Source organism: Streptomyces sp. NPDC001380 (assembly GCF_042895785.1).
Lineage (GTDB): Bacteria > Actinomycetota > Actinomycetes > Streptomycetales > Streptomycetaceae > Peterkaempfera.
Map to the genome: position 1 here is coordinate 522790 of NZ_JBIAWP010000001.1, position 23191 is coordinate 545980.

General features: G+C 76.6%; 17 protein-coding genes. 8 read left to right on the plus strand and 9 right to left on the minus strand.

Translation table 11 applies throughout. The features are described from left to right. Nucleotides 1-108: 108 nt before the first annotated feature. Together argJ and argC are read right to left on the minus strand one after the other, a co-directional pair. Nucleotides 109-1254, minus strand: coding sequence for a bifunctional glutamate N-acetyltransferase/amino-acid acetyltransferase ArgJ (gene argJ / locus ACFY07_RS02360; RefSeq protein ID WP_390867060.1), 1146 nt, complete (start codon nucleotides 1252-1254; stop codon nucleotides 109-111). A gap of 65 nt (nucleotides 1255-1319) precedes the next feature. Then, nucleotides 1320-2348, minus strand: a complete 1029-nt coding sequence (gene argC / locus ACFY07_RS02365) for an N-acetyl-gamma-glutamyl-phosphate reductase (RefSeq protein ID WP_390866984.1) — start codon at nucleotides 2346-2348, stop codon at nucleotides 1320-1322. 251 nt (nucleotides 2349-2599) lie between these two features. On the opposite strand from argC, the gene ACFY07_RS02370 reads away from it, so the two are divergent. Next, nucleotides 2600-3220, plus strand: a complete 621-nt coding sequence (locus tag ACFY07_RS02370) for a DinB family protein (protein ID WP_390866986.1) — start codon at nucleotides 2600-2602, stop codon at nucleotides 3218-3220. 463 nt (nucleotides 3221-3683) lie between these two features. After that, nucleotides 3684-5222: an FAD-dependent oxidoreductase gene (locus ACFY07_RS02375; RefSeq protein WP_390867061.1), complete on the plus strand. Its 1539-nt coding sequence runs from the start codon at nucleotides 3684-3686 to the stop codon at nucleotides 5220-5222. A gap of 7 nt (nucleotides 5223-5229) precedes the next feature. Here ACFY07_RS02375 and ACFY07_RS02380 read toward each other — a convergent pair whose 3' ends face one another. After that, a complete protein-coding gene (locus tag ACFY07_RS02380) occupies nucleotides 5230-6939 on the minus strand; it encodes a RecQ family ATP-dependent DNA helicase (protein ID WP_390866987.1) in 1710 nt (569 codons plus the stop codon). A 600-nt stretch (nucleotides 6940-7539) separates the two neighbouring features. Between ACFY07_RS02380 and ACFY07_RS02385 the strand changes: the two genes are divergently transcribed. The 4 genes from ACFY07_RS02385 (at nucleotide 7540) to ACFY07_RS02400 (ending at nucleotide 12739) form a co-directional block, all read left to right on the plus strand. Further along, nucleotides 7540-8634, plus strand: coding sequence for a CaiB/BaiF CoA-transferase family protein (locus ACFY07_RS02385; RefSeq protein ID WP_308188814.1), 1095 nt, complete (start codon nucleotides 7540-7542; stop codon nucleotides 8632-8634). 147 nt (nucleotides 8635-8781) lie between these two features. After that, nucleotides 8782-9999, plus strand: a complete 1218-nt coding sequence (locus ACFY07_RS02390; RefSeq protein WP_230647815.1) for an acetyl-CoA C-acetyltransferase — start codon at nucleotides 8782-8784, stop codon at nucleotides 9997-9999. Between the two features lie 91 nt (nucleotides 10000-10090). Further along, nucleotides 10091-12304: a 3-hydroxyacyl-CoA dehydrogenase NAD-binding domain-containing protein gene (locus ACFY07_RS02395; protein WP_390866988.1), complete on the plus strand. Its 2214-nt coding sequence runs from the start codon at nucleotides 10091-10093 to the stop codon at nucleotides 12302-12304. A 69-nt stretch (nucleotides 12305-12373) separates the two neighbouring features. Continuing rightward, a complete protein-coding gene (locus tag ACFY07_RS02400; protein ID WP_390866989.1) occupies nucleotides 12374-12739 on the plus strand; it encodes a hypothetical protein in 366 nt (121 codons plus the stop codon). Nucleotides 12740-12759: 20 nt separating this feature from the next. Here ACFY07_RS02400 and ACFY07_RS02405 read toward each other — a convergent pair whose 3' ends face one another. Further along, a complete protein-coding gene (locus ACFY07_RS02405) occupies nucleotides 12760-13584 on the minus strand; it encodes a MerR family transcriptional regulator (RefSeq protein ID WP_390866990.1) in 825 nt (274 codons plus the stop codon). 209 nt (nucleotides 13585-13793) lie between these two features. Here ACFY07_RS02405 and ACFY07_RS02410 point away from each other — a divergent pair, with 209 nt between their 5' ends. Further along, nucleotides 13794-14060: a DUF2630 family protein gene (locus ACFY07_RS02410; protein WP_230647824.1), complete on the plus strand. Its 267-nt coding sequence runs from the start codon at nucleotides 13794-13796 to the stop codon at nucleotides 14058-14060. Nucleotides 14061-14119: 59 nt separating this feature from the next. Here the strand turns inward: ACFY07_RS02410 and ACFY07_RS02415 are convergent, their stop codons facing one another. Then, nucleotides 14120-14938, minus strand: a complete 819-nt coding sequence (locus ACFY07_RS02415) for an SDR family NAD(P)-dependent oxidoreductase (protein WP_390866991.1) — start codon at nucleotides 14936-14938, stop codon at nucleotides 14120-14122. A 196-nt stretch (nucleotides 14939-15134) separates the two neighbouring features. On the opposite strand from ACFY07_RS02415, the gene ACFY07_RS02420 reads away from it, so the two are divergent. Then, complete coding sequence (locus tag ACFY07_RS02420; RefSeq protein ID WP_390866992.1) at nucleotides 15135-16004, plus strand: 3-hydroxybutyryl-CoA dehydrogenase; 870 nt, start codon at nucleotides 15135-15137, stop codon at nucleotides 16002-16004. A gap of 61 nt (nucleotides 16005-16065) precedes the next feature. Here ACFY07_RS02420 and ACFY07_RS02425 read toward each other — a convergent pair whose 3' ends face one another. From ACFY07_RS02425 to pheS, 4 genes are all read right to left on the minus strand, one after another. Beyond that, entirely contained in the window at nucleotides 16066-17178 is a 1113-nt protein-coding gene (locus ACFY07_RS02425; protein ID WP_390866993.1) for a glycoside hydrolase family 10 protein, read from the minus strand. 488 nt (nucleotides 17179-17666) lie between these two features. Further along, nucleotides 17667-19199: a S8 family serine peptidase gene (locus tag ACFY07_RS02430; RefSeq protein WP_390866994.1), complete on the minus strand. Its 1533-nt coding sequence runs from the start codon at nucleotides 19197-19199 to the stop codon at nucleotides 17667-17669. 194 nt (nucleotides 19200-19393) lie between these two features. Beyond that, the gene (gene pheT, locus ACFY07_RS02435; protein ID WP_390866995.1) at nucleotides 19394-21922 is read right to left on the minus strand and encodes a phenylalanine--tRNA ligase subunit beta; all 2529 of its coding nucleotides are present in this window, start codon (nucleotides 21920-21922) and stop codon (nucleotides 19394-19396) included. Then, nucleotides 21922-23043: a phenylalanine--tRNA ligase subunit alpha gene (gene pheS / locus ACFY07_RS02440; RefSeq protein WP_230647832.1), complete on the minus strand. Its 1122-nt coding sequence runs from the start codon at nucleotides 23041-23043 to the stop codon at nucleotides 21922-21924. The genes pheT and pheS overlap by 1 nt, the downstream gene beginning before the upstream one ends. Nucleotides 23044-23191 lie beyond the last annotated feature (148 nt).

Genomic DNA, 23191 nt, shown 5'->3' on the forward strand with positions numbered 1-23191 from the left:
GCGGCGGACGGCTGGTCGGGGGCGGCGGCCGGCCGGTCCGGGTCGGACGGCTGGTCGGGGGCGTTCGGCTGGTCGGGGGCGTTCACGGCAGGGGTTCCTGACGGAGGCTCAGGTGCTGTAGGCGCTGTTCTCGTGGACGTAGTCGGCGGTGAGGTCGTTGGTCCACACGGTGGCGGACGCGGGGCCGGCGTGCAGGTCCGCCGTGATGACCACCTCACGTGACGACATGTCGACAAGGTTGCGGTCGTCGCCGGCCTGGCCGCCCCTGCACACCCAGACGCCGTTGATGGCGACGTCGAGCCGGTCGGGGTCGAAGGCGGCGGCCGTGGTGCCGATGGCGGAGAGCACGCGGCCCCAGTTGGGGTCCTCGCCGTGGATCGCGCACTTGAGGAGGTTGCTGCGGGCGACGGTGCGGGCCACGTCGACGGCCTCGTCCTCGGTAGCGGCCCCGGTCACGTCGATGCGGATGTCCTTGGAGGCGCCCTCCGCGTCGCCGACGAGCTGCAGGGCGAGGTCCGCGCAGACGGTGCGCACGGCCCCGGCGAAGACCGCCGGGTCGGGCGTGGCACCGGAGGCGCCCGAGGCGAGCAGCAGGACGGTGTCGTTGGTGGACATGCAGCCGTCGGAGTCGACCCGGTCGAAGGTGGTGCGGGTGGCGGCGCGCAGCGCGGTGTCCAGCCCGGCGGCGTCGACGTCGGCGTCGGTGGTGAGGACGACCAGCATGGTGGCGAGGCCGGGGGCGAGCATGCCGGCGCCCTTGGCCATGCCGCCCACCGTCCAGCCGTCGACCGTGACGGCGGCGGTCTTGTGGACGGTGTCGGTGGTCTTGACGGCGATCGCGGCCGCCTCCCCGCCGTCCGCGGACAGAGCCTGCGCGGCCTGCTCGACCCCGGGGAGCAGCTTCTCCATCGGGAGGCGCTCGCCGATCAGCCCGGTGGAGCAGACGGCGACCTCGCCGGCGTTGAGGCCGAGCACCCCGGCCGCCTTCTCGGCGGTGGCGTGGGTGTCCTGGAAGCCGAGCGGGCCGGTGCACGCGTTGGCGCCGCCGGAGTTGAGGACGACGGCGGAGACCAGGCCGCCCTTGAGGACCTGCTCGGACCAGAGGACCGGCGCGGCCTTGACCCGGTTGGAGGTGAAGACGCCCGCGGCGGCCAGCGAGGGGCCGTCGTTGACGACCAGGGCGAGGTCGGGCGTGCCGGACGCCTTGATGCCCGCGGTGACGCCGGCCGCACGGAACCCGCGGGCCGCGGTCACGCCGGTGCCGGAGGCCGGGGTCTGGGCGTGCGCGGGGGCGGGGGCGGGGCTGCTGGGAGAGGTCGTCACGGGGCGACTCCGATCCGGGGAAGTCCGAGGCCCTCGGGGAGCCCGAGGGCGAGGTTCGCGCTCTGCACCGCGCCGCCGGCGGTGCCCTTGGTGAGGTTGTCGATCGCGCTGACGGCGGTGATCCGCCCGGCGGCCCCGTCCAGGGCGACCTGGACGAGCGCAGTGTTCGACCCGTACACGGCGGCGGTGGCGGGCCACTGCCCCTCGGGCAGCAGGTGGACGAACTCCTCGCCGCCGAGGGCGTCGGCGTAGGCGGCGCGGACGGCGGCCGCGGTCGTGCCGGGCCGGGCCTTCACGCTGCACGTGGCGAGGATGCCGCGCGGCATGGGCGCGAGGGTGGGGGTGAACGAGACGGTGACCGGCCCGCCCGCGACCGCGCCGAGGTTCTGCGCCATCTCGGGGGTGTGGCGGTGGACCCCGCCGACCCCGTACGGACTCATGGAGCCCATGACCTCGCTGCCCAGCAGGTGCGCCCTGGGCGCCCTGCCCGCGCCGGAGGTCCCGGAGGCGGCGACGACGACGACCTCGGGCTCGGCGATCCCGGCCGCGTAGGCGGGGAAGAGGGCGAGGGAGACGGCGGTGGGGTAGCAGCCGGGGACGGCGATCCGGCGGGTGCCCTTCAGGGCGTCGCGGTGCCCGGGCAGCTCGGGCAGGCCGTAGGGCCAGGTGCCCGCGTGCGGGGAGCCGTAGAACCGCTCCCAGGCGGCGGCGTCGCGGAGCCGGAAGTCGGCGCCGCAGTCGACGACCAGCACGTCGCCGCCGAGGGCCTCGGCGACGGCGGCGGACTGCCCGTGCGGCAGCGCGAGGAAGACGACGTCGTGCCCGGCGAGCACCTCGGGCGCGGTGGGCTGCAGGACCCGGTCGGCCAGCGGCAGCAGGTGCGGCTGCAGCGGGCCGAGGGGGGACCCGGCGTTGGAGTTGGCGGTGAGCGCCCCGATCTCGATCTCGGGGTGGCCGAGCAGCAGGCGCAGCAGTTCGCCCCCCGCATATCCGCTCGCACCGGCGACGGCTGCCCGGAATGCCATGGTCTTCCCTTCTCCGACTGGGCATGAATATACGCATCGCAGAAAATTCATGCAAGGAGTTCCCCCTTCCGGCACGGACGGGCCGAGCACCCGGCTCCGCGGCCGGCCCCGCGGCGGCGGCCGCCCCGGGAGCGCCCCGGGAACGCACCGGGAACGCACCGGAAAAGGAGGGGCGGGGCCGGGCCGGCTGTGGCAGCCTGGCGGACCGGCACCCCCGGTCCCGCACCGCCCGCCCCCGCAGGAGCCGCCCGATGACGACACCGCCCCGCCTGGTCCCCCTGCTGGAGCAGTTCGACTTCGCCCGCAGGCGCCTGACCGACCGCATGACGGGCCCGGCCGTGGACAGCGGCAGCGGGACGGACGTCGAGGTCGGCGCCATGAGCGACGAGGAGTACCTCTGGGAGCCGGTGCCCGGCTGCTGGTCGGTCCGGCGGCACACGGAGGGGCCGGGGCCGCGCGCGGCCCTCCTCGTCGGCGCGGGCGCGTGGGGGTACGACGCCGCACCCCACCCCCACCCCGTGCCGCCGCCCTTCACCACGATCGCATGGCGGTTGAGCCACCTCACCGGGATGCTGCTCCTCCGCGCCGACCACACCGCCGGCAGCCGCAGCCTGACCCGGGACGACCAGCGGCCCGCCGGGGACGCCGCCGGGGCGGTCGCGGCCTTCCGGGCGGGGGCGGACGCGTGGCGGCAGGCGCTGCTCGGCGCCGACGACGCCGCACTCGACACGGTCGGGCACTGCGCCTACCCCTACGGCAGCGACCCGGAGGACCCCTTCCTGGAGGTCGTCTGGTGGGTGAACCAGGAGCTGCTGCACCACGGGGCCGAGATCGCCCTGATCCGCGACCTGTACCGCGACCGGCCGCGCTGACGCCCGGCCGGTCCGGGCAGCGCGGGCAGCGCGGGCAGCGCGGACAGTACGGGCAGCGCGGACAGTACGGACAGCGCGGGCAGTACGGGCAGCGCGGGCAGTACGGGCAGTACGGGCAGTACGGGCAGTACGGGCAGCGCGGGCAGTACGGGCAGCGCGGGCAGTACGGGCAGTACGGGCAGTACGGGCAGTACGGGCAGTACGGGCAGCGCGGGCAGTACGGGCAGCGCGGGCAGTACGGGCAGCGCGGACGACGCGGGCCGGAGGCGGCCGGCGGGCTGCCGCGGGGGCGGCCCGGGCACGGCCGCACGGGGCCGACCGCCTGAATCCGGGCGCCGCGGGGCGTCGGACGGGCGACGGCGGGAATGCGTCCTGCGCCCCGCCGGACCGGGCGCCCGCCCGGACCGCCGCACCGAAGGAGCCTGCCGTGACGCTGCTGCCGGGCCTCGCCGGGTCGTACTGGATGGACTCCTCCCCCGGCACCGACTTCCCCCGCCTGGACGAGGACGTCGAGACCGACGTCGTCGTGGTCGGCGGCGGCATCGCCGGCCTGTGCACGGCCTGGGAGCTGGTGCGGTCCGGGCTCGGGGTGGTCCTGCTGGAGGCCGGCCGGATCGCGGCGGGCACCAGCGGCTCCACCACGGCGAAGCTCTCGTCGGTGCACGGCACGGCCTACGGGCGGCTGCGCCGCTCGGCGGGCCCGGAGGCCGCCCGCCTGTACGCGCGCTCGCAGCAGGAGGCCGTGGAGCACGCCGCGGCGGTCGCCGCCGAGCTGGGCGCCGACTGCGAGCTGGAGCGGGTGCCGGCCTTCGTCTGGACGGAGTCCGCGCGGGGGGTCGACCGGGTCCGGGAGGAGGCCGAGGCGGCCCGCGAGGCGGGGCTGGAGGCGTCGGTGACCCTGGAGACGGGTCTGCCGTTCCCGGTGGCGGCGGCGATGCGGGTGGAGGACCAGGCGCAGTTCCACCCCCGCCGGTTCCTGCTGGCGCTGGCGGAGGACCTGGTCCGCCGCGGCGGCCGGGTCTTCGAGCGGTCCCGGGCGGCCGCGCTGCACCGGAGCGGCCCGTGCCGGGTCGCGGTGCGCGACGGCGGGACGGTCACCGCCTCCGACGTGGTGGTCGCCACCCACTACCCCGTCTTCGACCGCATGCTGCTCTTCCCCCGCCTGTCCCCGCGGCGCGAGCTGGTGGTCGCGGCGACGGTGCCCGCCGGCCACGATCCGGGCGGCATCCACATCAACGCCGAGAAGCCCCTCCGGTCGGTGCGGACCGCGCCCTTCCCGGACGGCATGCGGCTGCTCATCGCCACCGGGGAGCCCTTCGCGCCGGGCGCGGGCGACGTGGTCCGGCGCTTCGAGCGGCTGGCGGAGTGGACCCGGGAGCGGTTCGACTCGCCGCAGATCGTCTACCACTGGGCGGCCCAGGACAACGACACCGCCGACGGCGTCCCCTTCGTGGGCCGCGCCCCCGGCGGCGACCACCTGTACGTCGCGACCGGCTTCGGCGGCTGGGGCATGAGCGGCGGGGTCATGGCGGGGCGCCTGCTCTCGGCGCTGGTCACGGGCGGGCAGGAGCCGCCGTGGACGGGGCTGTACGACCCGCGGCGGCTGCACCTGGGCCGGGAGGCGCTGCCCATGGCCGGGTACCAGGCGAAGGCCGCCCGGTACTTCGTCGGCGACCGGCTGCGCGGCCGCTCCGCCCGGGCGGTGGCGGAGCTGCCGCCGGACTGCGGCGCGGTGCTCCACCTGGACGGACGGCGGTGCGCGGTCTACCGGGACCGGGCCGGGCGGCTGCACGCGGTGTCGGCCCGGTGCACGCACCTGGGCTGCCTGGTGCGGTACGACGACGCGGAGCGCTGCTGGGCGTGCCCGTGCCACGGGTCGCGGTTCGGTGTGGACGGCAGTGTCCTGGAGGGTCCGGCGACCGCGCCGCTGGAGCGGCTGGAACCGCCCCCGGAGGACGCGGCGGAGGACGCCGCCGGGGAGCCCTCCCCGCACGATGTGTGACGGAGCGTCAGGGATCGGCGTCCTCCGGCCGCATCAGGCCGTGCTCGGCGACGGCGGCGAGGGAGAGGGTCCGGTAGCCCGCGGTCTCGAAGAGGACCGTGAGCCGGTCCTCCTCGGTCCGCATCACCGCCCCGGGGCCCCACGCGCGGTGGACGACCCGGGCGCCCGGCGGGAAGGGGGCGGCCGGCGCGGCGGCGGGGGCCTCCCCGGCCGGGCCGGAGGCGGCGGCGGAGGCGGCGGAGGCGGCGGAGGCCGAACCGGAAGCGGCGCAGGTGTCGCAGGCGGTGCACCGCCCGGGCGCAGCCTCGCCGAAGTAGCCGAGCAGGAAGCGGCGTCGGCAGCCGGTGGTCTCGGCGTAGCCGCGCACCATCTCGACCCGGGACCGCTCCAGCCGCCGCCGGTCCTCCGCGACGGCGGCGGCCAGCGCGGCGGCCTCCTCCGGGCCGTGGGCGCCGACGGCCCGCACGCCCCCGCCGCGCCCGGTCTCCAGTTCCCCGGCCTGCTCCAGCAGGTTGACCGCCGCGGTGAGGCGGCCCGGGCCGACCCCGGCCCCCTCGCGCAGCCGGGCGAGCGGGACCGGCCCGCCGGCGGCCCGCACCCGGCGGGCCACCTCGGCCAGCACCTCCGGGTCCGGGGTCACGGAGGCGAAGAAGCGGCGCAGGCCGAGGTCCTCGGTCCGGTACATCAGCACGGCCGCGGCGGGCCGCCCGTCGCGGCCGGCGCGGCCGATCTCCTGGTAGTACTCGTCGAGCGAGCCGGGCACGGAGGCGTGCAGGACGAAGCGGACGTCCGGCTTGTCGATGCCCATGCCGAAGGCCGAGGTGGCGGCGACGACGTCGAGGCCGCCGCCGAGGAAGGCGTCGTGGACGCGGCGGCGCTCGGCGGCGCGCAGACCGGCGTGGTAGGCGGCGGCGGACAGGCCGAGCCCCGTCAGCTCCGCCGCGTACGCCTCGGTGTCCCTGCGGGTGGCGGCGTAGACGAGGCCGGGCTTGGGCTCGGCGGCGGCGCGCTCGACGACGGCGCGGCGCTTGTCCGCGTCGTCCAGGAAGCGCCGCACCTCCAGGAAGAGGTTGGGCCGGTCGAAGCCCGCGACGACCTGGAGGGGGTCGCGCATGCCGAGGGAGGCGGCGATGTCGTGGCGGACGGGCGGCGCGGCGGTGGCGGTGAGGGCGAGCACCACGGGGTGGCCGAGGCGCTCGACGGCGGCGCCGACGCGGCGGTACTCGGGCCGGAAGTCGTGGCCCCAGGTGGAGACGCACTGGGCCTCGTCGACGACCAGCAGGCGGGGGCCGAGCCGGGCCAGGCGCTCCACCACGTCGTCGCGGGCGAGCTGCTCGGGGGCGAGGAAGAGGAACTCGGCGTCGCCGTGGCGCACGGCCCGCCAGGCGGCCTCGGTCTCGCGGGCGTTCTGCGCGGAGTTGACGGCGACGGCGAGGGCGTCGGGCGAGCCGCGGCCGAGCAGGCCGGCGACCTGGTCGCGCTGGAGGGAGATGAGCGGGGAGACCACCACGGTCGGGCCGGGGACGAGGAGGGCGGGCACCTGGTAGACGGCGGACTTGCCGGCGCCGGTGGGCATGACGACGAGGGTGTCGCGGCCCGCGAGGACGGCCTCCGTGGCGGGGAGCTGGCCGGGCCGCAGGTCCGTCCAGCCGAAGACCTCCCGAGCGGTGGCGCGCAGCCGGTCCCCGGGTTCGCCGGGCGGCTGCCGGTGGGGCATCGCGGCCTCCCGCGGGTCGGGTACGGCGCGGACGGTGCCGTCCGCGCGGCGGGCGTCGCTTACCCGGGGCGGGGGGCGGGAAACAGGGTCGGCGGGCGGGGGGAGACAGGGCGGGAGGGCGGGAGGAAGCAGCGCCGGGAGGGCGGGAGGAAGCAGCGCCGGGAGGACGGGAGGAAGCAGGGCGGGGCAGGGCGGGAGGGAGCAGGGCGGGAGGGAGCAGGGCGGGAGGGAGGAAACAGGATGGGCGGGCGGGAGGAAGCCGCGCCGGGAGGGGCGGGGAGCAGAGCCAAAGGGAGGGGCCGGGCGGCGGAGGCGGTGGTGCGGAGTCCTTGCGCGGGGTGCCCCGCACTCCTAGCATCACGCGTGTGACACATCTGGTGTCACACACGGCGCGCGGACGGCCGGACACGGCGCACGGCGCCGGGACGCGCCGGACGCCACGGCCGGGCCGCGCGGCCGCGGAGGGGAGCAGGCATGGACGGCACCGGCACTCCCCCCGACCCGCAGCGGCCCCCGGGACCGCGGGGACCGGCCGGAGCGCAGGACCCCCCGGTTCCCCCCTCTCCCCCGGCCGGCCCCCCGTCCGGACCCCTGGCCGGGGTGCGCGTGGTGGAGCTGGCCGGGATCGGCCCGGGCCCCTTCGCCGCGATGCTGCTGGCCGACCTGGGCGCCGACGTGGTCCGGGTGGACCGCCCCGGTCCAGCCCCCCTCGGCGTCGAGCCGGCGCAGGACGTGACCAACCGCAACAAGCGGTCCGTGCTGCTCGACCTCAAGGCCCCCGACGGCCCGGGCCTGCTGCTGGACCTCGCCGAACGCGCCGACGTCCTCGTCGAGGGCTGGCGGCCGGGTGTCGCCGAGCGCCTCGGCGTCGGCCCCGGGCCCTGCCTGGCCCGCAACCCCCGGCTGGTGTACGGGCGGATGACCGGCTGGGGCCAGGAGGGCCCGCTGGCCCCGTACGCCGGGCACGACATCGGCTACATCGCCACCGCGGGCGCCCTCGGGCTGGTCGGGCCGCCCGACGGCCCGCCCGCGATCCCCGCCAACCTGCTGGGCGACTACGCGGGCGGCTCCCTCTACCTCGTGGTCGGCGTCCTCGCCGCCCTGCACCACGCCCGCGCCACCGGCGCCGGCCAGGTGGTGGACGCCGCCGTCGTGGACGGCACCGCGCACCTGGGGTCGATGCTCTGGGGCCTGCTGGGCGCGGGCGCCTGGCAGGACCGGCGCGGGGTGAACCTGCTGGACGGCGGCTGCCCGTACTACGCCGTGTACGCGACCGCCGACGGCGGCTGGATGGCCGTCGGCGCGCTGGAGGAGCGGTTCTACGCGGAGTTCGCGAAGCTGCTCGGCCTCGGCGGGGACGCGCCCGACCGGGGCGACCCGGCCCGCTGGGACGAGCTGCGGGAGCGGATCGCGGCCCGCTTCGCCACCCGGACGCGGGCAGAGTGGACGGAGGTCTTCGAGGGCACCGACGCCTGCACGGCGCCGGTCCTGTCGCTGCGTGAGGCGGCGGCCCACCCGCACCTGCGGGCCCGGGGCACCTTCACCGAGCACGGCGGACTCCCCCAGCCGGCGCCGGCCCCGCGCTTCTCCGCCACCCCGGGGTCGCTGCGGCGTCCCCCCGCCCTGCCCGGCGCGGACAGCGCCGAGGTGGCCCGCGACTGGGGGCTGCCCGGCCTGCACCGGCCCCCCTCCTGAGGCCTCCCCGCCCCCGGCGCACCCGTCCCCGGCGCACCCGCCCCCGACGCCCCGCACCACCGACGCCCCGCACCACCGACGCCCCGCACCACCGACGCCCCGCACCACCGATGCCCCGCACCACCGATGCTGCGAAAGGCGGCGACGTTGACACCGGAAGCCTTCGTGTACGAGGCCGTCCGCACCCCGCGCGGGCGCGGCCGGTCCTCCGGCGCGCTGCACGGCACCAAGCCCGTCGACCTGGTGGCCGGCCTGGTCCACGAGCTGCTGCGCCGCCTCCCCGGGCTGGACCCGGCGGGGATCGACGACCTCGTCCTCGGCGTGGTGACCCCGGTCGGCGACCAGGGGGCCGACCTGGCCCGGACGGCGGCGCTGGCCGCCGGGCTGCCGCACACCGTGGCGGGCGTCCAGGAGAACCGGTTCTGCGCCTCGGGGCTGGAGGCCGTCAACCTGGCCGCCGCGAAGGTCCGCTCCGGCTGGGAGGACCTGGTGCTGGCGGGCGGCGTGGAGTCGATGTCCCGGGTGCCGATGGGCTCCGACGGCGGGGCCTGGGCCATGGACCCGATGACCAACCACACGACCGGATTCGTGCCGCAGGGCGTCGGCGCCGACCTGATCGCCACCCTGGAGGGCTTCACCCGCACGGACGTGGACGCCTACGCCGCCGGGTCGCAGGCGCGGGCCGCGCGGGCCTGGGCCGAGGGCCGGTTCGCCCGCTCGGTGGTCCCGGTGCGGGACCGCAACGGCCTGACCGTGCTCGACCGCGACGAGCACCTGCGGCCCGGCACCACCGTGGACGGCCTGGCCGCGCTCAAGCCGTCCTTCGCCGACGCCGGGGAGCTGGGCGGCTTCGACGCGGTCGCGCTCCAGACGTACCACTGGGTGGAGCGCATCGACCACGTCCACACCGCCGGCAACTCCTCCGGGATCGTCGACGGCGCCGCCCTGGCCGTCGTCGGCTCCCGGGAGGCCGGTGAGCGGTACGGCATGGCGCCGCGGGCCCGGATCCTCTCCGCCGCGGTGTCCGGGGCCGACCCGACGATCATGCTCACCGGCCCGGCCCCCGCCGCCCGCAAGGCGCTGGCCAGGGCCGGGCTGACGGCGGACCGGCTGGACCTGGTGGAGGTGAACGAGGCCTTCGCCGCCGTGGTGCTGCGCTTCGCCCGCGACCTGGGCCTGCCGCTGGAGAAGGTCAACGTCAACGGCGGCGCCATCGCGCTCGGCCACCCGCTGGGCGCCACCGGCGCCATGCTCCTCGGCACCCTCGTCGACGAGCTGGAGCGGCGCGACCAGCGCTACGGGCTGGTGACGCTCTGCGCCGGCGGCGGCATGGGCATCGCCACCGTCGTCGAGCGCCTGCGCTGACGCGCCCGGCACCCGCCCCCTCGCCCGTTCCGGCACCCGGTCCCGCACGCCCGCCCCGTTCCCGTCCCCCCGCAGATCCGGAGAGGTCCCCGTGTCCGAGAGCGCCATCCGCTGGGAGCAGGACGCCGACGGCGTCGTCACCCTCGTCCTGGACGCCCCGGGACAGTCCGCCAACACCGTGGGCGTCGCCTTCACCGACGCCCTGGAGGCGGCCGTCGACCGTCTGGAGGCCGAGCGCGGCTCCGTCCGCGGCGTCGTCGTCACCTCCGCCAAGAAGACCTTCCTCGCCGGCGCCGACCTGCGCGAGCTCATGGCCGCCACGCCCGAACGGGCCGGCGAGGTGTTCGCCTCCTCGATGCGCTTCAAGCGGCAGCTGCGCCGCCTGGAGACCCTGGGGCGGCCGGTGGTGGCGGCGCTCAACGGCGCGGCGCTCGGCGGCGGACTGGAGCTGGCGCTCGCCTGCCACCACCGGATCGCCCTGGACGCCCCCGGCTCGCGGATCGGCCTGCCCGAGGTGACGCTGGGCCTGCTGCCGGGCGGCGGCGGGGTGGTGCGCACCGTGCGGCTGCTCGGCATCGCCGACGCCCTCCTGAAGGTCCTGCTGGAGGGGCAGCGGTACCGGCCGCGGGCGGCCCTGGAGGCGGGGCTGGTGCACGCGGTCGCCGCCGACCGGGAGGAGATGCTGGCCCGCGCCCGCGCCTTCGTCGACGCCCACCCCGACGCCGTCCAGCCGTGGGACGCCCCCGGGTACCGGATCCCCGGCGGCACCCCGGCCACGCCGTCGCTCGCCGCGCAGCTGCCCGCGTTCCCCGCGCTGCTGCGCGCGAAGCTGAACGGCGCCCCCTACCCGGCGCCGCGGAGCATCCTGGCGGCGGCCGTGGAGGGCGCCCAGGTGGACCTGGGGACGGCGATGGAGGTCGAGGGCCGGTACTTCACCGAGCTGGCCTGCGGGCAGAACGCGAAGAGCATGACCAAAACGTTCTTCTTCGACCTGCAGGCCGTCGAGTCCGGCGCGGCCCGGCCCGCCGGCGTGGAGCGGCGCGCGGTGCGCCGGGTGGCGGTGCTGGGCGCGGGCATGATGGGCGCCGGGATCGCGTACTCCTGCGCGCGGGCCGGGATCGAGGTGGTGCTCAAGGACGTCACCGCCGAGGCCGCCGAGCGGGGCCGGGCGTACTCCCGGGGGCTGCTCGACAGGGCGGTGGCCCGGGGCCGCACCACCGGGGAGGAGCGGGACGCGCTGCTGGCCCGGATCACGCCGACCGCCGACACCGCCGACCTGGCGGGCTGCGACGCGGTGATCGAGGCCGTCTTCGAGGACCCGGCGCTGAAGCACCGGGTGTTCCGGGAGGCCGAGTCGGTCGTCGCCCCCGACGCGCTGCTCTGCTCCAACACCTCCACCCTGCCGATCACCCTCCTGGCGGAGGGGGTGCGGCGGCGCGCGGACTTCGTCGGCCTGCACTTCTTCTCGCCGGTGGACCGGATGCCGCTGGTGGAGATCGTCCGGGGCCGGGAGAGCGGCGACGAGGCCATGGCCCGGGCGTTCGACCTGGTGCGGCAGATCCGCAAGACGCCGATCATGGTCAACGACTCCCGCGGGTTCTTCACCTCGCGGGTCATCGGGCACTTCGTCAACGAGGGCGTGGCGATGGTCGGCGAGGGCGTCGATCCCGCGTCGGTCGAGCAGGCCGCCGCCCAGGCCGGATACCCGGCGAAGGTGCTGGCCCTGATGGACGAGCTGACGCTGACCCTGCCGCGGCGCATCCGCGAGGAGACGCGGCGGGCGGTGGAGGAGGCCGGGGGCACCTGGGAGCCGCACCCGGCGGACGCCGTCGTGGACCGGATGGTCGGGGAGTTCGGCCGCACCGGGCGCAGCGGCGGCGCCGGCTTCTACGACTACGAGGGCGGGCGGCGGGCCCGGCTGTGGCCGGGGCTGCGGGAGCACTTCGCCCGTCCGGGCGCGGCGGCGGTGCCGTTCCGGGACCTGCAGGAGCGGATGCTCTTCGCCGAGGCGCTGGACGCGGTGCGCTGCCTGGAGGAGGGCGTCGTCACCTCGGTCGCGGACGCCAACATCGGCTCGGTCCTCGGCATCGGCTTCCCCGCGTGGACCGGCGGGGTGCTGCAGTACGTCGACGGCTACCCGGGCGGCCCGGCCGGCTTCACGGCGCGCGCCCGCGCGCTGCAGGCGGCGTACGGGGACCGCTTCGCCCCGCCGCCGCTGCTGCTGGCGACGGCGGGACGCGGCGGCCTGCTGGCCGACGCCGGGGGCGGCCCGGGCCGCCCGGCGCAGGGCTCCGCACGGGACTGACACGCCGTCGGCGGGGCCGGCGCGCGGGTGGGCGGGGAACCGGCGGACCGGCGCGGGCGTCGCAGGGGCATGACGGAGAGAACCGGGCGGGTCGTCCTCGCCCTCGCACTGGCCGGCGGGGTGCTCACGGGCTGCGCCCGCGCCGACGGGGCGGCCGCGCCCGCAGGCACGGTGGCGCCCGGCGGGTCCGCGGCCTTCGACCTCTTCACGCACTGCGGGATCGACGAGGCCCGGATCGGGGCGGCCTGGTTCGAGGCCGAGGAGCCGCTCTCCGACGGGTCCGGCAACCCGCCCGCGGGGTGGGGCAACCCCGTCCAGCACGGCACGATGACCCTGCGGTCCGCGGCGGAGGCCGTCTTCACCGACGACGCGGGGCACCGGGTCGTGTTCCGCGTCCGGCCGGGGGCGACCGGCTTCAAGCGCCTCTGTGCCTGACGGGGGGCCGGGCGCCCCGCTCAGGGCCGCTCCCTCCCGGAGGCCTCGACCTCCTCCCGGAGGGAGCGCTGGAAGGCCGTGACCAGGGCCTGGACGAGCACGGGCTGGATGTGCTCGGTGAGGGCGCGCATCCGCTCGACCTCCTCGGGGCTGTGGTCCTCCTCGCGGTAGGGGCGCCACACGGTGTCCCGGAAGAGCTGCTGGAGCTCGTGGGCGACCGCGCGGGTGTGCCGCTGGACGACGTCGCGGGTGGCGAGGATGGTCTCCATGGGGAACGGCACCTCCAGCAGCCGCACCCCGAGGTGGAGGACGCCCGGCAGGACGCGCAGCGTGCCGGGGTCGTCCGTGCGCTCCAGGACCCCCATGGCGGCCAGCCGGTCCAGGTCGCCGTCGGAGAGCGGGCGGCCGGCCCGCCGCTCCAGCCGGTCCCGGGTGGTGTCCTCGGCGGCGGCGGGCGTCCAGGAGGCGACCAGCGCGCGGTGGATGGCGAGGTCCTCGGGTGCGGTGTCCTCGGGGAGCTGCTCGAGGTAGCGCTCGATGGCGGCGAGGGTGAGCCCCTGGTGCCGGAGCTCCTCGATGAGGGCGAGCCGGGCCAGGTGCGCGGGCCCGTACCGGCCGACGCGGCGGGGGCCGAGGACGGGCGGGGGCAGCAGGCCCCGGCTGCCGTAGAAGCGGACCGTCCGCACGGTGGTGCCGGCGCGGGCGGCCAGCTCGTCCACGGTGAGGGCGGGCAGGGGCGCGGCGGCGGGCTCCCTGCCGGGCCCCGCGCCGGCGGCGGGACCGCCGGCGGGATCGGCGGCGGGATCGGCGGCGGGATCGGCGGGGGCGGACGCGGACGTCGTCATCGGCGGCTCTCGCTCTCCGTGGGCGGGTGGGGCGCGGGTCCGCCGCGCCGGTCCCCCTGCGGCGGTGCCGCTGTTCCGGCGGCAGTCTGGCACTCCCCCGGCGGCGGGTCCACTCCCCCGGCCCGCGCGCACGGCGGGGGCGGAGTCGGCGTCCCCGCTCTGGGCAGGAGAGCCGCGAGAGGCAGCGACGGCATCCGAGGAGGAGCGCGATGGCATCGGCAACACCGGCGGGCGAGGACCGCAGGATCCTGGACCGGATCGGGGACATGGTCGCCGCGGAGAAGGACCTGCGGGAGCAGGTCGCCGAGGGCCGGGCGGAGGGCGACGACGTCCGTGAGCGGCTCGCGGCGCTGGAGGTCGAGCTCGACCGGTGCTGGGACCTGCTGCGGCAGCGCCGCGCCCGGGAGGAGTTCGACGAGGACCCGGGGCAGGCCAGGGCGCGGCCGGCCTCGGAGGTGGAGGACTACCTGTCCTGAGCGGGTGCCGGACCGGGCCCGTCCCGGTCCGGCCCGGCCCGGGGGCGGCCCCGGCACGCTCAGGCCAGCGGGTCGTCGGCGCCGTAGGGGCGCAGCCGCAGGGTGCGCGCGTCCCGCTCCACGATGTGCTCGGCGCGGGAGAGCAGCACCTCGACGCTGTCCCGCCCGACGTGGACGAAGCGGCCGGTCAGCCGGTCGAAGCGGCCGCGGGCGGCGTCCGCCAGCACCCCGACCGTGTACGGGATGCTGCCCCACTCCTGGCGGTCGGCGAACATCGGCATGCCGGCCGTCATGTCGGTGGCGACCGCGCCGGGGCTGATGTCGAGGATCACCACGCCGTGCTGCCGCAGCGAGTCGGCGATGTTGTCGCTGAGCCGGAGCAGGGCGGCCTTGGAGGTGGCGTAGGCGGTGTAGTGCCCGTCGGGGCGGACGGCGAAGCCGGAGTTGAGGTTGAGCACCCGGCCGCGGCCCCGCGCGACCATGCCGGGGAGGACGGTGCGCAGCAGGTTGTAGGGCCCGCGCAGGTTGGTCTCCACCACCTGCCACCACTGGCCCGGGTCGGTCTCCCAGAGCGGCACCTCGGCACCGTCGACCTGTCCGGCGTTGTTGACGAGCAGGTCGACGGGGCCGAGGTCGCGCTCGACGGTGCGGACGGCCTCGCGGACGGCGGCGGGCCGGGTGACGTCGGCGGAGACGACGACGCCCCGGGCGCCCTCGCGGACGCAGGCCTTCAGGGTGTCCACGAGGCGGTCGCGGGAGCGTCCCATCAGGCCGACCGCCATGCCCTCGGCGGCGAGGCCGACGGCGACCTCCCGTCCGATGCCGCGTCCGGCCCCGGTGACCAGGGCGACCTGCCCCGCCAGCGAACCCCTGTCCATCGACCTCTCCTCACCGCGTCGTGCGCCCCGGGCGATCCGATCATCGCACAGTGTGACGGATCGTGTGCGTACCGTGGAGGGCGGCACGGGCGATGTCCCCCCGTGCCACCGGGCGGAGTAACGTCAGGTCGGCAGCACGGCCCGGCACACCCCCGCCACCGCGCTGCGCCCACCGGATACGACGAAAGGCAAGTGTGTGAGCGGCATCGGACGCGTCGGCGTGGTCGGCTGCGGCCTCATGGGCTCGGGCATCGCGGAGGTCTTCGCCCGCGCGGGCCTGGACGTGCTGGTCGCCGAGGCGAGCGGTGAGGCGCTGGAGATCGGCCGCACCCGGCTGACCGGCTCGCTGGACACCGCCGTCAGGCGCGGCAAGCTCGCCGAGGAGGAGCGCGACGCGGCGCTCTCCCGGATCGCGTTCACCACCGACCTGGCCGACTTCGCCGACCGCGACCTGGTCGTCGAGGCCGTGGCCGAGCGCGAGGACGTCAAGATCGCGATCTTCCAGACCCTCGACCAGGTGGTGGAGCGGCGGGACGCGATCCTGGCGTCCAACACCTCCTCCATCCCGATCGTGAAGCTCGCCGCCGCGACCAGCCGCCCCGAGCAGGTGCTGGGTCTGCACTTCTTCAACCCGGCGCCGGTGCAGAAGCTGGTCGAGGTCATCCCGACCCTCACCACCGCGCCGGAGACCGCGGCCCGCGCCGAGGCGTTCGCCGTCGAGGTGCTCGGCAAGGAGCCGATCCGGGCCCGCGACCGGGCCGGCTTCGTGGTCAACGCCCTGCTGGTGCCGTACCTGCTCTCCGCGGTGCGGATGTTCGAGTCCGGGGTGGCCACCGCCGAGGACATCGACAAGGGCATGGAGGCTGGCTGCGCCCACCCGATGGGCCCGCTGCGGCTGTGCGACCTGATCGGCCTGGACACCATCGTCTCCATCGCGGAGTCGATGTACGACGAGTACAAGGAGCCGCTGTACGCCGCTCCCCCGGTGCTGCTGCGCATGGTCGACGCGGGCCTGCTCGGCCGCAAGTCCGGCCGCGGCTTCTACGACTACACCGCCGGGCGCTGAACCGGCGCCCGCGCCCCCGCCGCGCGAGGTGCGCGGCCGGGGGCGCGGGGGCGGGTACGGCTCAGGAGGCGGGCGCGGCCTGGGCGTAGTGGTCCCGGACCAGGCGGGAGAACGCCTTGAGCCGGTCGCGGTGCACCGCCGTCGCGTTGTAGTGGATGTTGCCCCCCACCTGCGGGTGGCGGCCGCAGAGGTCGAGGTGGCGGGAGAGCTCCGCCGGGTCCTGCCAGGCGGCGGACTGCGACGGGTCGCCCGCGCGGTAGACGGCCTCGCCGACGTACAGCCGCACGCCGGTGCCGTCCACCTGGCGCGCCCACCAGTCGACCAGCACCCGGTAGTCGGCGGCGGCGAAGCCGATCTGCCAGTACAGCTGGGGGGCGACGTAGTCGACCCAGCCCTCGCGGATCCAGCGGCGGACGTCCGCGTACAGGTCGTCGTAGGCCTGCACCCCGGCGGTGGTCTCCGAGCCGGCCGGGTCGGCGGAGCGGTTGCGCCACACCCCGAAGGGGCTGACGCCGAACACGGCCTCCGGCCGGGTCCGCCGGACGCGGTCGTGGACCTCCTCCACCAGCAGGTCGACGTTGCGGCGGCGCCAGGCGGAGCGGCCCAGCCCGCCGCCGTGGGCGTCGTAGGAGGCGTCGTCGTCGAAGCGCTGCCCCTTGACCGGGTACGGGTAGAAGTAGTCGTCGAAGTGGAGCCCGTCCAGCGGGTAGCGGCCGACCGCGTCCAGGACCGACTCCACGACGTGCTCCCGCACCTCGGGCACGCCCGGGTCGTAGTAGAGCCTCCCCCCGTGGCGGACCACCCAGTCGGGGTTGCGGCGGGCCGGGTGGGCGGGGTGCAGCGCGTCGAGGCGGTCGTCGGTGCTGATCCGGTAGGGGTTGCACCAGGCGTGCAGCTGCAGGCCGCGGCGGTGGGCCTCCTCGACGGCGGTGCCCAGCGGGTCCCAGCCGGGATCGCGGCCCTGGGTGCCCGTCAGGTACTTCGACCAGGGCTCGCAGGGGGACGGCCAGAAGGCGTCGGCGGCGGGCCTGACCTGGAGGAAGACCGCGTTGAGGCGGTTGCGGGCGGCCATGTCGAGGATGCCGGCGAGCTCGGCGTACTGGGCGTCGGCGCTCAGGCCGGGCTTGGACGGCCAGTCCGTGTTGGCGACGCTCGCCGCCCACAGGCCGCGCATCTGCGGGCCGTCGGAGCGGTGGCGCGGCGGACGGCGGGCCGGCCGCGGTGCGGGGCGTGCGGCCGGTGCGGTCGCGGCGGCGGGCCCGGCGGACCCGGTGGACAGCAGGAGGCCGACGGCGGCGGCCGCGCCCGAGGCGAACAGCCCGCGGCGGGTCGGGCCGGCCGGCCGCGCACCGCCCGCGGTCCGCGCCCCGTCCCCGGTCACGGCCTGCGCACGGCCCTGTGCACGGGTCCGCCGGCCGGCGCCCGCTCCTGACCCGGCGTCCGTTCCGGACCCGTCGTCCGTCGGGGCCCCGGTTCCCGTTGCGGCTGCGGCGTCCGTTCCCGTGGAGTGCGGTGGCATGGTTCCCCCGGTCCTGGGCGGTGTCTCCGTCGTCGCATGGTCCGTCGACGGGCGGCCGGGGGGCAATCCGCCGCACGGGTGCGCCCCGGAGTTCACTCCTCCGGGGCGCACCGGTGTGCGCCGGGACGGCGCCTCACGCGGGGTCAGCCGGTGACGGCCCGGTAGGCGTCGACCATGCCGTGGCCGTAGAAGCCGTTGTAGGACGCGGTCCCCTCGCAGACGGCGTCGGCGGTGCCGTCGCTGTTGATGTCGTACGGGGCCGGGCAGGCCACCGGGTCGGCCTCGCGCTCCAGCAGGCCGGCGATGACGTGCGGGGAGGCGCCGGGGTGGGTGCTCTTCAGCAGCGCCGCGACGCCGGCCACGTGCGGGGAGGCCATCGAGGTGCCGTTGAGGTAGGCGTAGCCGCCGCCCGGCATGGTGGAGAGGATGCCGCCGCTGGTGGCCGGGGCCTGCGGGGGCTGGTAGGCGGTGCGGTCGCCGCCGGGGGCGGTGACGTCGATGACGTTGCGGCCGAAGTTGGAGTACGACGACTTCAGGTTCTTCGCGCCGGTGGCCGACACCGTCACCACGTCCGGCAGGGCGGCGGGGAGGTCCAGGCAGGCGTGCGGGTTGACCGTGCGGGTGACGGCGGTGCCGTCGTCGGGGCTGGTGGCGTCGTCGATCGTCCGGGAGAGGTCCCAGCGCTCGTTGCCGGCGGCGGCGACGTTGAGGGTGCCGCGGCCGGTGGCGTACGCGGCGGCGCGGCGCACCGACTGCACGATCGCCTTCTGGTCCGAGTCCTCCAGGCAGTTGAAGTACCACGGATCGATGTAGTAGCTGTTGTTGGTCACGTCGACGTGGTGCTCGCCGGCCCAGACGAAGCCGCAGACCACGGCCTCCGGGTAGAAGAAGCTCCCGGTCGGCTCGGACACCTTGATGGCCGCGACCCGGACGCCGGGCGCGACACCGGTGACGCCCAGGCCGTTGCGGGCGGCGGCGATGGTGCCGGCGACGTGGGTGCCGTGGTAGTAGCCGGGGGCGCCGGTGGTGGGCCGCCAGGCGCCGGCGGTGGTGTCGGGGGCGCCGGAGACGCAGTTGACGGAGTCGGCGGCGTCGAAGTTGGGTGCCAGGTCGGGGTGGGTGTCGTCGACACCGGTGTCCACCACGCCGACGAGGACGCTGCGGCTGCCGGGGTTCACGGCCTGGGCCCGGTCGGCCCCGATGGTGCGGATGTCCCACTGGAGGGGCTCCAGGGGCTCCGCGCCGGCGGGGGCGGCGTCGGAGGCCCGCTCGGCCTCCTGGGCGCCGAGGGAGACCGGGTCGGTCTCCAGGGCGGGGGTGAGCGGGGCGGTGCGGGTGGCGCCGACGGAGTCGAAGAGGTGGGTGGCCCGCAGGGTGGCGGCGAACGCGGGGTTCGCGGAGTGCGCGACCACCACGCCTATCTGCTCGTACGCGTGGACCACGGTGCCGCCGGCGCGGGCGATCTGCGCCTCGGCGGTGAGGGCGGCGTCGTGGCCGGCGCCGGTGTTGACGACGTAGCTGAGCAGCGGGCCGTCGGCGGCCTGCGGTTCTGCGGCCCGGGCGCCGGCCGGCAGTGCGGTGAGGGCCGCGGCCGTGGTGAGGCCGATCAGCGCCGAGGCGGTGCGCCGGTACCGGGTGGGGGCCGGGCGCAGCCGTGCGAGAGAGCGCAGGTCCATGCGTGGTCTCCAGTTCGTCCGCGCAGACGGCCGCGGACCTGGTGTCCACGGCCGGGCGGATGACATGTGAAGGTAAAGCAGGGACCACGGGTCGCTCAAGGGTGCGGACGGCACACGCGCGTCCGGATACGGAGCCGCCCCGTCCGGTACTCCCGGACGGGGCGGCTCCCGTGACGTTCCGCCGGCTCGGGCGGTCAGGCCCCGCGCAGGACGGCGCCGGTGCGGGCGACGGCCTCCGCCACGGCGGCGTCGCGGGCCGCGGACGCCTCCTCGGCGGTCAGCGTGCGGTCCGGGGCGCGGAACCGCAGCGCGTACGCCAGCGACTTGCGCCCCTCGCCGAGCTGCTCGCCGGTGAAGACGTCGAACAGGCGCAGCGACTCCAGCAGCGGCCCGGCGCCGGCCCGCAGCGCGGCCTCGACGTCGGCAGCGGGCACGGAGGCGTCGACCACGAGGGCGACGTCCTGGGTGGCCACCGGGTAGGCCGACACGTGCGGCGCGGTGACCGGCTCCTCGCCGTCGGCGGAGAGCAGGTCGAGGTCGATCTCCATCGCGCAGGTGCGCTCCGGCAGGCGCATCGCCTTGACCACGCGCGGGTGCAGCTCGCCCGCGTGCCCGACGAGCCGCTCGGTGCCGTCGGCACCGGCCACCAGCAGGGCGGCGCAGCGGCCGGGGTGCCACGGGGCGTGCTGGTCCTGGCGGACGATCAGCTCGACCCCGGCGGCGCGGGCCACGGTGCGGCCCGCCTCGACCGCGTCCGCCCACAGGGCCGGGCGGCCCTGCCCCCACCAGCCGGCGGGCTCGCGCTCGCCGGCCAGCGCCACCGCGACGCGGCGCGGCTGGTGCGGCAGCGCGGCGTCGAGGGCGGCGAGCTCCTCGTCCGTGGGGCGGCGGTCGACGGGCGGCCGGGGGGCCGTCGTCCGCTCGTCGCGGGGACGGAAGACCAGGCCGGTCTCGAAGAGCGCCACGTCGCCGCTGCCCCGGCTGACGTTGCGGTGCAGCGTGGCGAGGAGGCCCGGCAGCAGCGTGGTGCGCAGCGCCGGCTCCTCGTGGTTGAGCGGGTTGACCAGCTTCACCGTGGTGCGGCGCGGGTCGTCCGCGTCCAGGCCGAGGGCGTCGAACGCGGCCTCGCCGAGGAACGGGTAGTTCTGCACCTCGACGTGGCCCGCGGCGGCCAGCGCCCGGCCGACGCGGCGCAGCCTGCGCTGGGCGGCGGTCAGGCCGCGGCCCGGCGGGACCTGCGGCATCCGGGAGGGCACGTTGTCGTAGCCCTCCAGCCGGATGACCTCCTCGGCCAGGTCGTTGGGGTCGGTGAGGTCGGGGCGCCAGCTCGGCGGGACGACGGTGAGGACGTCCGTGCCGGAGACGGAGCAGCCGACCTCCTGCAGGCGCCGGGTGACGGTCTCGCGGCCGTACACCGTGCCGGCGACCCGGTCGGGGTGGTCGGCGGGGATCGCGAGGGTGCGGTCCGGCTGCGGGGCGACGACGTCGGTGACGCCCCCGCCCGCGGTGCCGCCGGCGATGAGGACCAGCAGGTCCACGGCGCGCTGGGCGGCGGCCGGGGCGGCCTGCGGGTCGACGCCGCGCTCGAACCGCTTGGCCGCCTCGGAGGACAGCTTGTGGCGGCGGGCGGTGCGGGCGACGGAGACCGGGTCGAAGTGGGCGGCCTCGATCACCACGTCGGTGGTGCCGAGCACCTGGCCGCTCTCCGCGTCCACGGCGTGGTCGGCGATCTCGGTGGAGGCGCCGCCCATGACGCCGGCCAGGCCGATGGGGCCCGACTCGTCGCAGATGAGCAGGTCGCCGGCGTCGAGGACGCGCTCGGTGCCGTCCAGGGTCCGCAGCTTCTCGCCGGCCCGCGCGCGGCGCACCGAGACGGTGCCGGCCAGGCGCGACCGGTCGTAGGCGTGCAGCGGCTGGCCGATCTCCAGCATCACGTAGTTGGTGACGTCGACGGTGAGCGACACCGGCCGCATGCCGGCCTTCTGCAGGCGGCGCTGCATCCAGATCGGCGAGACGGCCGACGGCTCGATGCCGCTGACCGTGCGGGCGGTGAAGCGGTCGCAGCCGGCGGCGTCCTCGACGCGCACCGGGTATCCGTCCGCGTTGGCCTGCGGCACGTCCAGCAGCGCCGGGTCGGCGAGCGGGAGGCCGTAGGCGGTGGCGGCCTCGCGGGCGACGCCGCGCATCGACAGGCAGTAGCCGCGGTCGGGGGTGACGGCGATGTCGAGGACCTCGTCGACCAGTTCCAGCAGCTCGATCGCGTCGGTCCCGGGCACGGTCTCCCGCGGCAGCACGATGATGCCGTCGTGGTCGTCGCCCATGCCCAGTTCGCGGGCCGAGCAGATCATGCCCTCGGAGGTCTTCCCGTAGGTCTGCCGGGCGGCGATCGGGAACGGGCCGGGGAGGACGGCGCCGGGGAGGACCACGACGACCTTGTCGCCGACGGCGAAGTTCCGCGCGCCGCAGACGATGTTCTGCGGCTCACCGGTGCCGTTGGCGTCGCCGACGTCGACCTGGCAGTACCGGATCGGCTTCTTGAAGCCCGTCAGCTCCTCGATCGCCAGCACCCGGCCGACGACCAGGGGGCCCTTGAGGTCGGCGCCGAGCTGCTCGACGGTCTCGACCTCCAGGCCGGCGGCGACCAGCCTGGCGGCGACGTCGCGGCCGGTCTCGCCGGCCGGAAGGTCGACGTACTCCCGCAGCCACGAAAGCGGGACCCGCATCAGATCTCCATCCCGAACGGGAGGGTGAAGCGCACGTCACCCTCGACCATGTCTCGCATGTCCTCGACCCCGCTGCGGTTCATCAGGATCCGCTCCAGGCCGAGGCCGAAGGCGAAGCCGCTGTACCGGTCCGGGTCGATGCCGCAGGCGACCAGCACCCGCGGGTTCACCACGCCGCAGCCGCCCAGCTCGATCCAGCCCTCGGAGGAGCAGGTGCGGCAGGGGCGGTCCGGGTTGCCGACGCTCGCGCCGCGGCACACGAAGCACTGCAGGTCGATCTCGGCGGACGGCTCGGTGAAGGGGAAGTAGGAGGGGCGCCAGCGCTTCTCCAGGTCGTCGCCGAACATCGCGGAGGCGAAGTGCTCCAGGGTGCCCTTGAGGTCGGCGAAGGTGATGCCCTCGTCGACCGCGAGGCCCTCGACCTGCCCGAACACCGGGGTGTGGGTGGCGTCCAGCTCGTCGGTGCGGAAGGTGCGGCCGGGGCAGACCACGTAGATCGGCGGCTCGCCGTGCAGCATGGTGCGGGCCTGCACCGGCGAGGTGTGGGTGCGCAGCACGACCCCGGAGTCGGCGCCGCCGTCGGGCGCGGCCACCCAGAAGGTGTCCTGCATGGTGCGCGCCGGGTGGTCCGGGCCCAGGTTGAGAGCGTCGAAGTTCAGCCACTCCGCCTCGACCTCGGGGCCCTCGGCCACCGTGTAGCCCATGGCCGTGAAGGTGTCCTGGATCAGCTCGGTGAGGGTGGTCAGCGGGTGCCGGGCGCCGAGCGGCGCGCGGTCGTACGGCAGCGTGACGTCCACCGCCTCCTCGACCAGCACGCGGGCGTCCCGCTCCGCCTCCAGCTCCTCGCGGCGGCGGGCCAGGGCCTGGTTGACCGCGCCGCGGGCCTGTCCGACGCGCTTGCCGGCGTCGGCCTTGGCGTGCGGGGGCAGGGCGCCGATCTCGCGGTTGGCCAGGGCCAGCGGGGAGCGGTCGCCCGTGTGCGCGACCTTGACCGCGTGGAGCGCGTCGAGGTCGCCGGCGGCCGCGACGGCCGCCAGGGCCTCGTCGCGCATCCGCTCGACCTCTTCGGGCTTGAGGGCCTCGACCTCGACCGGGTCGTACGACTTGTTGGGTGCCGACATCTCTATCTTTCCCGTGCTCCTGCTCGTCCGTGCTCGGGTGGGGGCGTACCGGGGTGGGTGCGGCCCGGCCCTTCCCTCAGGGTGTGGTCCGAAGGTGTGATCCGCCTGACCTCCCGCGCGGCAGCGCAGGACGCCGCGCGACGCCATC

Coding starts and splice junctions, on each gene's coding strand:
- argC (WP_390866984.1), bottom strand. CDS start 2,348: ATGGCATTCCGGGCAGCCGTCGCCGGTGCGAGCGGATATGCGGGGGGC.
- ACFY07_RS02370 (WP_390866986.1), top strand. CDS start 2,600: ATGACGACACCGCCCCGCCTGGTCCCCCTGCTGGAGCAGTTCGACTTC.
- ACFY07_RS02375 (WP_390867061.1), top strand. CDS start 3,684: ATGGACTCCTCCCCCGGCACCGACTTCCCCCGCCTGGACGAGGACGTC.
- ACFY07_RS02380 (WP_390866987.1), bottom strand. CDS start 6,939: ATGCCCCACCGGCAGCCGCCCGGCGAACCCGGGGACCGGCTGCGCGCC.
- ACFY07_RS02400 (WP_390866989.1), top strand. CDS start 12,374: ATGACGGAGAGAACCGGGCGGGTCGTCCTCGCCCTCGCACTGGCCGGC.
- ACFY07_RS02405 (WP_390866990.1), bottom strand. CDS start 13,584: ATGACGACGTCCGCGTCCGCCCCCGCCGATCCCGCCGCCGATCCCGCC.
- ACFY07_RS02410 (WP_230647824.1), top strand. CDS start 13,794: ATGGCATCGGCAACACCGGCGGGCGAGGACCGCAGGATCCTGGACCGG.
- ACFY07_RS02415 (WP_390866991.1), bottom strand. CDS start 14,938: ATGGACAGGGGTTCGCTGGCGGGGCAGGTCGCCCTGGTCACCGGGGCC.
- ACFY07_RS02425 (WP_390866993.1), bottom strand. CDS start 17,178: ATGCGCGGCCTGTGGGCGGCGAGCGTCGCCAACACGGACTGGCCGTCC.
- ACFY07_RS02430 (WP_390866994.1), bottom strand. CDS start 19,199: ATGGACCTGCGCTCTCTCGCACGGCTGCGCCCGGCCCCCACCCGGTAC.
- pheT (WP_390866995.1), bottom strand. CDS start 21,922: ATGCGGGTCCCGCTTTCGTGGCTGCGGGAGTACGTCGACCTTCCGGCC.
- pheS (WP_230647832.1), bottom strand. CDS start 23,043: ATGTCGGCACCCAACAAGTCGTACGACCCGGTCGAGGTCGAGGCCCTC.